Consider the following 7,594-nt stretch of genomic DNA (forward strand, 5'->3'; position numbering starts at 1 on the left):
CCGTACCGTTGGTGCGGGTGTTGTTGCCAAAATCGTTGAATAAACGATTTGGTTGAGAGCGTCGGTTTGCCGACGTTTTAGGCCAGTAGTTCAATTGGTAGAGCACCGGTCTCCAAAACCGGGTGTTGGGGGTTCGAGTCCCTCCTGGCCTGCCATATTCAGCAAAGCACCGCTTCGCGCTACGTGAAGTGGTGTTTTTCGCTTAGCGAAAGGAAGTTTCGGAATGAACGCAAAGGCGGAACAAGGTAGCCGCTTGAATGGTGTGAAGTGGTTTGTGGTTGCCGTATTGGTGGCTGCGGGCGTTGCCGGCAATGTCTATTTTGGCGACGAATCACTGTTGTACCGTGTGCTGGCACTGTTGGCTCTGGCGGTGGTTGCAGCGCTTGTGGCAATTCAGACGACTCAGGGTGCTGCGTTCTGGAAGCTGGCCAAGGAAGCGCGCACCGAAATTCGCAAGGTGGTGTGGCCTACGCGGCAGGAAAGCACTCAGACCACTTTGATGGTGGTGGCGTTTGTAATACTTATGGCCCTGATTTTGTGGGGCTTGGATACGCTGCTTAGCTGGCTGGCGTCCCTCATCATCGGTTAGAGGTAAGCATGGCAAAGCGTTGGTATGTGGTACATGCCTATTCAGGCTACGAAAAAAAGGTCGCCAATGCGCTGAAAGAGCGTATTGAGCTCGCCGGCATGCAGGAGCAGTTCGGCGAAGTGCTCGTGCCCACCGAAGAGGTGGTTGAAATGCGCGGCGGACAGAAGCGTAAGAGCGAGCGCAAATTCTTTCCCGGCTACGTGCTGGTAGAGATGGAGCTGAACGACGAAACTTGGCACCTAGTGAAAGAGACTCCGCGTGTCATGGGCTTTATTGGTGGCAAGGCGGACCAGCCTGCGCCGATTACAGAAGCTGAAGCCAACGCGATATTGCAGCGCGTTGAGACCGGCGACAAACCCAAGCCCAAAACCCTGTTCGAGCCGGGTGAAATGGTGCGGGTTATCGATGGGCCCTTTAACGACTTTAACGGTGTTGTTGAAGAGGTTAACTATGAAAAGAGTCGCCTGCGTGTGGCGGTTCTTATTTTCGGTCGGTCAACGCCGGTCGAGCTTGAATTTGGTCAGGTAGAGAAGTCGTAACGGCTTCTCTTCTGGCGTCTGGCGTCGGACAGTCGACGCAAAACCGGGGAGCCGGTGACCGGTCGCGAGACCGCGAGGCGTTACCACCCACAAGGAGTTAAACATGGCGAAGAAAGTACAGGCTTATATCAAGCTGCAAGTGCCTGCTGGTCAGGCAAACCCAAGTCCGCCCGTTGGTCCAGCACTGGGTCAGCACGGCGTGAACATCATGGAATTCTGTAAGGCGTTCAACGCTGAAACCCAGGGTTTCGAAAATGGCATGCCCATCCCGGTTGTGATCACGGTTTATTCTGATCGCAGCTTTACCTTCGAGAAGAAAACCCCGCCAGCAGCCTTCCTGTTGAAGAAAGCGGCAGGTATCAAAAAGGGCTCCGGTACCCCAAACACCAACAAAGTTGGCAAGGTTAACCGTGCGCAGCTGGAAGAAATCGCCACCATGAAGATGCCCGATCTAACTGCGGCAGACATGGATGCGGCGGTTCGCACCATTGCGGGTAGCGCGCGTGCTGCCGGTATCGAAGTGGAGGGTGTGTAAATGGCCAAGTTGACCAAACGCCAGAAGGCAATCAGTGAGAAAGTGGAACTGGGCAAGCTGTATGCCATCGACGAGGCGGTAAGCCTGTTGAAAGAAGTATCTACGATCAAATTCCCCGAAACCATCGATGTGGCCATCAACCTGGGTGTCGATGCGCGTAAATCGGATCAGGTGGTTCGCGGCGCAACAACTCTCCCGCACGGCACAGGCAAAACTGTTCGTGTGGCGGTATTCACTCAAGGTGATAACGCTGAGAAAGCCAAAGCGGCTGGTGCAGACTTCGTCGGTATGGAAGATCTGGCCGAGCAGGTTAAAGGCGGCATGATGGATTTTGACGTTGTCGTTGCCTCCCCAGACGCTATGCGTGTGGTGGGTCAGTTAGGTCAGGTGCTGGGTCCTCGCGGTCTGATGCCTAACCCCAAGACTGGCACCGTGACTCCTGATGTTGAAACTGCGGTCAAGAATGCCAAAGCTGGTCAGGTGCGTTTCCGTACTGACAAAAACGGCATCATTCATGGCGCGGTTGGCAGCATCAACTTTGAAGCCAACGCTATCAAGGAAAACATCGAAGCGCTGCTGGCAGACCTGAGAAAGGCCAAGCCTGCATCAAGCAAGGGTGTTTACCTCAAGAAAGTGACCCTGTCCTCTACCATGGGCCCGGGTCTGGCCATCGACCAGAGCAGTCTGGCGAGCTAAAGCATTCGCTGCGCGGCCGCTCTGGAAAGGGTGGTCGTAAAGCAAAACATCTTTGTGGTCTTGGCAGACAACTGTGTCGAGCCAAAGGCCATCAAAGACCGTAGGTGGCGAGCCGAGAGGCGCGCCTTAATTTGCGTTTCGCGCAAGCGATTTACCGGCGCAGACCTACGCAGATGGTGGATCGGATTTGTTCACCAAAGAGTGGCAGGGCAGCAGTATCGCCAAGCCTTACGGTAAGTAGCTAGACAAATCCAGGAGATAATCCAAGTGGCATTAAGACTCGAAGACAAGAAAGCGATTGTTGCTGATGTTAACGAGACTGCCGCCAGTGCACTGTCCCTCGTAGTTGCGGATGCCCGCGGCTGCACGGTCAGTGAAATGACAGAGCTTCGCAAAGCCGCTCGTGAATCCAATGTTAGCTTGCGCGTCGTGCGCAACACACTGGCCAAGCGTGCAGTTGAGGGAACTGAATTTGAATGCGCTATAGAGTCCTTTGTTGGGCCCTCGCTGTTGGCGTTTTCAATGGAAGATCCCGGTGCAGCAGCTCGTATATTCAAAGATTTCGCGAAGTCTCACGAAAAATTTGAAGTCAAGGCACTCGCGGTAAGCGGCCAATTGCTGGCAGCCAGTCAGTTGGACGTTCTGGCCAAGTTGCCAACGCGCGAGCAAGCACTCTCTATGCTGATGAGTGTGATGCAAGCGCCGGCAACCAAGCTGGTACGCACAATGAACGAGGTTCCAGGCAAGCTGGTACGTACTCTCGCGGCAGTTCGCGATCAGAAAGAAGCTGCGTAAGCAGATCTTCGTTAATTTATTTCGACACAGTAATCAGGAGAGTTAAACATGGCTCTGTCAAAAGACGATATTTTGAATGCAATTGCTGAAATGAGCGTAATGGAAGTTGTTGAGCTCATCGAAGCGATGGAAGAGAAGTTCGGTGTAACTGCAGCTGCCGCTGTAGCTGCAGCGCCTGCAGCTGCTGCTGAAGGCGGTGCTGCTGCTGAAGAGCAAACTGAGTTTGACGTTATTCTGGCATCTGCCGGCGAGAAGAAAGTGAACGTTATCAAAGCGGTTCGCGGTCTGACTGGTCTGGGCCTGAAAGAAGCGAAAGACATGGTAGATGGCGCTCCTGCCACTATCAAAGAAGGCGCTTCCAAGGAAGAAGCCGAAGAAGCGAAAAAGCAACTGGAAGAAGCTGGCGCCACTGTCGAGCTCAAGTAAGTTGCAGTTGGCGCGCAACGCGGGCCAATTTACAGCGAGGCTGGTGGGGTTATCCCGCCGGCCTTTCGCTGTTTGAAGGATTTTAGAACCGGCAAGGGCGCCGGTTCCATGCGGTGGAAATCCAGCAGTAGCGGATGGCCACCGGGTAAAGATGCTGTGTCACCGAGTGGGTGCACAGGTCAGGATATGATGCTGGGGAGTGCTGATGGCTTACTCGTACACTGAGAAAAAACGTATCCGCAAGGATTTTGGCAAAATGCCGCACGTCATGGACGTGCCTTATCTCTTGGCGATTCAGTTGGACTCCTACCGGAAGTTCACCCAGGAAGGAACGCCACTAAAAGAGCGCGGCGAGCACGGCCTGCACGCTGCCTTTAAATCTGTTTTCCCCATTGTTAGCTACTCCGGCAATGCTGCTCTGGAATACGTTGACTACAGCCTGGGCGAGCCAGCTTTTGATGTCAACGAATGTCAGCTGCGCGGTGTCACCTACGCTGTTCCGCTGCGGGTAAAAGTTCGCCTGATTATCTACGATAAAGAATCAGCGAACAAAAGCATCAAAGACATAAAAGAGCAGGAAGTGTACATGGGGGAAATTCCCCTCATGACCGAGAACGGTACCTTCGTTGTGAACGGTACCGAGCGCGTTATTGTTTCTCAGCTGCACCGGTCTCCGGGTGTGTTTTTTGACCACGACCGAGGCAAAACCCACAGCTCTGGCAAGTTGCTCTATTCTGCACGGGTCATCCCCTACCGTGGCTCATGGCTCGACTTCGAATTCGACCCGAAAGACCTGGTTTACGTCCGTATAGACCGCCGTCGTAAACTGCCGGCCACCATTCTGCTGCGTGCGTTGGGTTATACGTCGGAAGAAATCCTGAGCATGTTCTTCGACGTGAACACGTTCAAGGCTGACAAGGAAGGTCACTTCAAGATTGAGCTGATCCCCGACCGTCTGCGTGGTGAGATCGCCACCTTTGATATTTGCGACAAGAACGGCGAGGTTATTGCAGAATCTGGCCGCCGTATTACTGCGCGTCATATCCGTCAAATTCAGAAAGCCAAGATCACCGAGCTGGAAGTGCCGCGTGAATACGTGATTGGCCGCTCTTTGGCGAAAGATATGATCGACGAAGCGACAGGAGAGGTTCTCTTCCCCTGTAATGCTGAAATCACCGAAGAAATGCTGGATGCCTTTGCCAAGGCGGGTATCGACACAGTTGAAACGCTGTATACCAACGAACTGGACTGCGGCCCCTTTATCAGTGACACCCTGCGCATTGATTCGGCGAACAGCCAGCTCGAGGCGCTGGTAGAAATCTACCGCATGATGCGCCCCGGTGAGCCGCCGACCAAAGAGTCTGCGGAAAACCTGTTCCAGAACCTGTTCTTCTCTGCCGAGCGTTACGACCTGTCTGCAGTTGGTCGCATGAAGTTCAACCGCCGCCTGGGTCGCGAAGAAATCGTCGGCGAAGGCACTCTGAGTAAAGAAGACATCGTTGATGTTCTCAAGGCTCTGGTCGAGATTCGTAACGGTAAAGGTGTCGTCGATGATATCGATCACCTGGGTAACCGCCGTGTTCGCTCCGTGGGTGAAATGGCAGAAAACCAGTTCCGCGTTGGTCTGGTTCGGGTTGAGCGGGCCGTAAAAGAGCGCCTGTCCATGGCTGAGAGCGAAGGCCTGATGCCTCAGGACCTGATCAATGCCAAACCGGTTGCTGCTGCGGTTAAAGAGTTTTTTGGCTCTTCCCAGCTCAGTCAGTTTATGGACCAGAACAACCCGCTGTCAGAAATCACCCATAAGCGCCGTGTATCGGCACTTGGCCCGGGTGGTCTGACCCGCGAGCGTGCCGGCTTTGAAGTCCGCGACGTTCACCCGACTCACTACGGCCGGGTGTGTCCTATCGAGACGCCTGAAGGTCCGAACATTGGTCTGATCAACTCACTGGCAACCTATGCGCGTACCAATGAGTACGGCTTCCTGGAAAGCCCCTACCGCAAGGTAGTGGATGGCTTGGTCACCGACGAGATTGAATTCCTGTCTGCGATCAACGAAGCGGAATACGTGATTGCACAGTCATCTGCAAAAACCGATGACTCAAACCGACTGGTTGAAGATCTGGTAGCGGTGCGTTACCGCAACGAATTCACCGTTAAAGATCCGTCTGAAGTCGAATACATGGACGTGTCGCCCAAGCAGGTTGTATCGGTTGCAGCGTCGCTCATCCCCTTCCTGGAGCACGATGATGCGAACCGCGCCCTCATGGGCTCGAACATGCAGCGTCAGGCTGTACCAACGCTGAAGGCCGACAAGCCCCTGGTTGGTACGGGCATGGAGCGCTATGTTGCAGCAGACTCCGGTGTGTGTGTGGTTGCCCGACGCGGTGGTGTAATCGACAGCGTCGATGCCGCTCGCATTGTCGTTCGTGTCAACGAAGACGAAGTGCAGGCTGGTCAACCGCCGGTTGATATCTACAACCTGACAAAATACACCCGTTCCAACCAGAACACCTGTATTAACCAGCGCTCTATCGTAAAAAGTGGCGAGAGCGTAGCGCGTGGTGACATTCTGGCGGACGGCCCATCGGTAGACATGGGTGAGCTGGCGCTAGGTCAGAACATGCGTATCGCCTTTATGCCGTGGAATGGTTACAACTTCGAGGACTCCATCCTCGTTTCCGAGCGTGTGGTTAAAGAAGATCGCTTCACCACCATTCATATCCAGGAGCTGACCTGTATCGCGCGCGATACCAAGCTTGGGCCGGAAGAAATTTCTGCGGATATTCCCAACGTGGGCGAATCTGCGCTGGCCAAACTGGATGAGTCGGGCATTGTTTACATTGGTGCCGAAGTGGGCGCCGGCGACATTCTGGTGGGTAAAGTAACGCCGAAAGGTGAAACCCAGCTGACACCGGAAGAGAAGTTGCTGCGTGCTATCTTTGGAGAGAAGGCGTCTGACGTAAAAGACACCTCCCTGCGTGTGCCCTCCGGCACCAAAGGGACCATCATCGACGTGCAGGTATTCACCCGCGATGGCCTGGAAAAAGACAAGCGCGCCCAGGAAATCGAAAAGATGCAGCTCGACAAGTTCCGCAAGGACTTGAACGAGGAATTCCGCATTCTGGAAGAAGCTACCTTTGCCCGTCTGACCAATGCTTTGAAGGGACAGTCTGTGGTTAGCGGCGCGGGCCTTAAGAAAGGCACCGAGCTGAGCGCTGATGTGCTGTCCGGCCTGGAGAAGGAAGACTGGTTCAAGTTGCGCCTGGCGGATGATGGCCTGAACAGTCTGCTGGAAGATGCGTCTAAGCAGCTCGACGAGCAGAAAGAATCACTGGAGCGCCGCTTCGAGGACAAGAAGCGTAAGCTGGCTACCGGCGACGACCTTGCACCTGGTGTACTGAAAATCGTTAAGGTTTACTTGGCGATCAAGCGTCGCATCCAGCCCGGCGACAAAATGGCCGGACGGCACGGTAACAAAGGTGTTATCTCGGTCATCATGCCCGAAGAAGATATGCCTTACGACGCCAATGGCGTGCCGGTTGATATCGTTCTGAACCCGCTGGGTGTACCGTCGCGAATGAACGTCGGTCAGATTCTTGAAACCCACCTGGGCCTTGCGGCCAAAGGCTTGGGCGAGAAGATTGACGAGATGATCAAATCGCAGAAAGCGGTTGCTGAGATCCGTGCACTGCTGGAAGAGATCTACAACAAGGCCGGCGATGCCCGCCGGGTTGAAGATATCAAGTCATTCAGCGATAGCGACGTGCTGGAATTGGCTCAAAACCTGCGCGGCGGTGTGCCGATGGCAACCCCCGTGTTTGATGGTGCTCAGGAAAGCGAAATCAAAGAGCTGCTGAAGTTGGCAGGCCTGCCGGAAAGCGGCCAGATGGCTCTGCGCGATGGCCGTAGTGGCGAAGCTTTTGATCGTCCGGTTACCGTAGGTTATATGTACATGCTCAAGCTCAACCACCTGGTGGATGACAAGATGCATGCCCGTTCCACCGGCTCGTACAG

7 protein-coding genes and 1 tRNA gene are annotated in these 7,594 nt (G+C 54.4%); all 8 read left to right on the forward strand.

Annotated elements, in window-relative coordinates; genetic code table 11:
• Positions 1 to 79: 79 nt before the first annotated feature.
• Positions 80 to 155 (forward strand) — tRNA-Trp (locus ABYP39_RS15920).
• 68 nt (positions 156 to 223) lie between these two features.
• The gene (gene secE / locus ABYP39_RS15925) at positions 224 to 589 is read left to right on the forward strand and encodes a preprotein translocase subunit SecE (protein ID WP_372783513.1); all 366 of its coding nucleotides are present in this window, start codon (positions 224 to 226) and stop codon (positions 587 to 589) included.
• A gap of 8 nt (positions 590 to 597) precedes the next feature.
• Complete coding sequence (nusG, locus tag ABYP39_RS15930; RefSeq protein WP_372758998.1) at positions 598 to 1,128, forward strand: transcription termination/antitermination protein NusG; 531 nt, start codon at positions 598 to 600, stop codon at positions 1,126 to 1,128.
• A 103-nt stretch (positions 1,129 to 1,231) separates the two neighbouring features.
• On the forward strand, positions 1,232 to 1,663 hold the full coding sequence (gene rplK / locus ABYP39_RS15935; protein ID WP_372758999.1) for a 50S ribosomal protein L11: 432 nt from the start codon (positions 1,232 to 1,234) through the stop codon (positions 1,661 to 1,663).
• On the forward strand, positions 1,664 to 2,359 hold the full coding sequence (gene rplA / locus ABYP39_RS15940; RefSeq protein WP_372759000.1) for a 50S ribosomal protein L1: 696 nt from the start codon (positions 1,664 to 1,666) through the stop codon (positions 2,357 to 2,359).
• A 267-nt stretch (positions 2,360 to 2,626) separates the two neighbouring features.
• Positions 2,627 to 3,154 carry a 50S ribosomal protein L10 gene (rplJ, locus tag ABYP39_RS15945; protein ID WP_372759001.1) on the forward strand — a complete coding sequence of 176 codons (528 nt, stop codon included), beginning with the start codon at positions 2,627 to 2,629 and terminating at the stop codon, positions 3,152 to 3,154.
• Positions 3,155 to 3,202: 48 nt separating this feature from the next.
• Positions 3,203 to 3,580 (forward strand): 50S ribosomal protein L7/L12, encoded by a 378-nt coding sequence (gene rplL, locus ABYP39_RS15950; RefSeq protein WP_372759002.1) that lies wholly within the window; start codon positions 3,203 to 3,205, stop codon positions 3,578 to 3,580.
• Positions 3,581 to 3,785: 205 nt separating this feature from the next.
• On the forward strand, positions 3,786 to 7,594 hold a 3,809-nt coding region (gene rpoB, locus ABYP39_RS15955; RefSeq protein WP_372783515.1), incomplete at its 3' end, for a DNA-directed RNA polymerase subunit beta.

It is taken from the genome of Litorivivens sp. (assembly GCF_041625495.1).
Taxonomy (GTDB): domain Bacteria; phylum Pseudomonadota; class Gammaproteobacteria; order Pseudomonadales; family Spongiibacteraceae; genus Litorivivens.

What these genes read in the sequence shown, in the direction of transcription:
- secE (WP_372783513.1), top strand. Translation starts at nt 224, where the DNA reads ATGAACGCAAAGGCGGAACAAGGTAGCCGCTTGAATGGTGTGAAGTGG.
- rplA (WP_372759000.1), top strand. Translation starts at nt 1,664, where the DNA reads ATGGCCAAGTTGACCAAACGCCAGAAGGCAATCAGTGAGAAAGTGGAA.
- rplK (WP_372758999.1), top strand. Translation starts at nt 1,232, where the DNA reads ATGGCGAAGAAAGTACAGGCTTATATCAAGCTGCAAGTGCCTGCTGGT.
- nusG (WP_372758998.1), top strand. Translation starts at nt 598, where the DNA reads ATGGCAAAGCGTTGGTATGTGGTACATGCCTATTCAGGCTACGAAAAA.
- rplL (WP_372759002.1), top strand. Translation starts at nt 3,203, where the DNA reads ATGGCTCTGTCAAAAGACGATATTTTGAATGCAATTGCTGAAATGAGC.